Raw genomic sequence first — 1065 nt, 5'->3', positions numbered from 1 at the left:
GGCACCAGGAGGCCCGACGGGCCTCGAAGATCGCCCAGTACGCGCCTACGAGCGACGCTATGAACTTGAGGTTATACTGAGCCGGTGCTGATCGACTGGTCCCGCGAGTTCGACCAGTGGCTCAGCGGGATTGAGGAGCAGGGCGGCCCGGCGCTGCGCTGGGCTACAGCCAGGCGCGCCGGCACGAGCTGTGACGGGTCAGCCATCCCTTCGACAAGCAGGCCGCCGTACGGATCGTCTGCTGGTTCCCGGATGAAGCGACTGTGGTGATCGCGCTTGTCGGCTTCGACAAGGCCAGACACGGCGACGTCTGGTACTCCAGCGCGGCCGTCCGCGGCGAGGCACTTGTGGATCAGTGGCTTCGCGAGCACGGACAGGAGGAGACATGACCACCAGCCGCGGCACCGAGACGTTCGTCTCCGGTGACGAACGGGTCCGGCGCCTGCGCGAGCGGACCGATCTCGCCGACCAGGTCGAGTCCGCCCGTGCGGAGATGCGCGACGCGGACCGCGCCTACGCCATGGGACTGGCCGCGATCCGGCGGGCGGCGGATCTCACCCAGACCGAACTCGCCCGGCAGCTCGGCGTCAGCCAGGCGGCCGTGGCGAAGACAGAACAGCGGCACGACCTGTTGTTGTCGACCCTGCGGGCCTACCTGGAAGCCATCGGTGGCCACGTGCGGATCGTGGTCACCTTCCAAGGCGGAGGCGAGGTCGAGCTCGACCTCAGCCAGCTGGGATCAACACCCCCCAGCGCACAGCCGAGGACAGCCTGACAGCGGGCGCTGGCGACGGCTAGCTCGTCCGGTCCTCCCAGCTCAGGCCGGTGACCCGGCTGAACTCCGAGGTGTTCGCCGTGACGGCTGTCAGCCCGCGCCGCAGCGCCTGCCCGGCGATCAGCAGATCGTAGGCGCCGATCGGCGTCCCGGCCTTCTCCAGGGCGGCGCGCACCTGGCCGGCAGTACGGGCATCCTCGTCATCGACGTCAAGCAGGTCCAGATCACCGGAGAGCAGCATCCGCAGACGCTCGGTGTTCTCCGACACCTGAGCGCTCTTCGCCACGCCA

General features: G+C 68.9%; 3 protein-coding genes. 2 read left to right on the top strand and 1 reads right to left on the bottom strand.

Going from position 1 to position 1065, the window contains the following annotated elements; genetic code table 11:
* The first annotated feature begins 263 nt into the window (after positions 1-263).
* Together NBW84_RS24425 and NBW84_RS16580 are read left to right on the top strand one after the other, a co-directional pair.
* A complete protein-coding gene (locus NBW84_RS24425) occupies positions 264-389 on the top strand; it encodes a hypothetical protein (protein ID WP_445548737.1) in 126 nt (41 codons plus the stop codon).
* Complete coding sequence (locus tag NBW84_RS16580; protein WP_250285647.1) at positions 386-775, top strand: helix-turn-helix domain-containing protein; 390 nt, start codon at positions 386-388, stop codon at positions 773-775. The genes NBW84_RS24425 and NBW84_RS16580 overlap by 4 nt, the downstream gene beginning before the upstream one ends.
* 19 nt (positions 776-794) lie before the next feature.
* Here NBW84_RS16580 and NBW84_RS16575 read toward each other — a convergent pair.
* Positions 795-1065: PIN domain-containing protein (locus NBW84_RS16575; protein WP_250285646.1), on the bottom strand; the 271-nt coding region annotated here is incomplete at its 5' end.

The sequence above is a fragment of the Protofrankia sp. CiP1_Cm_nod2 genome (genome assembly GCF_920664355.1).
Lineage (GTDB): Bacteria > Actinomycetota > Actinomycetes > Frankiales > Frankiaceae > Protofrankia.
The sequence above is the reverse complement of the archived record's forward strand: the minus strand, read 5'-3'. Positions and strand labels throughout refer to the sequence as shown.

Coding starts and splice junctions, on each gene's coding strand:
- NBW84_RS16580 (WP_250285647.1), top strand. CDS start 386: ATGACCACCAGCCGCGGCACCGAGACGTTCGTCTCCGGTGACGAACGG.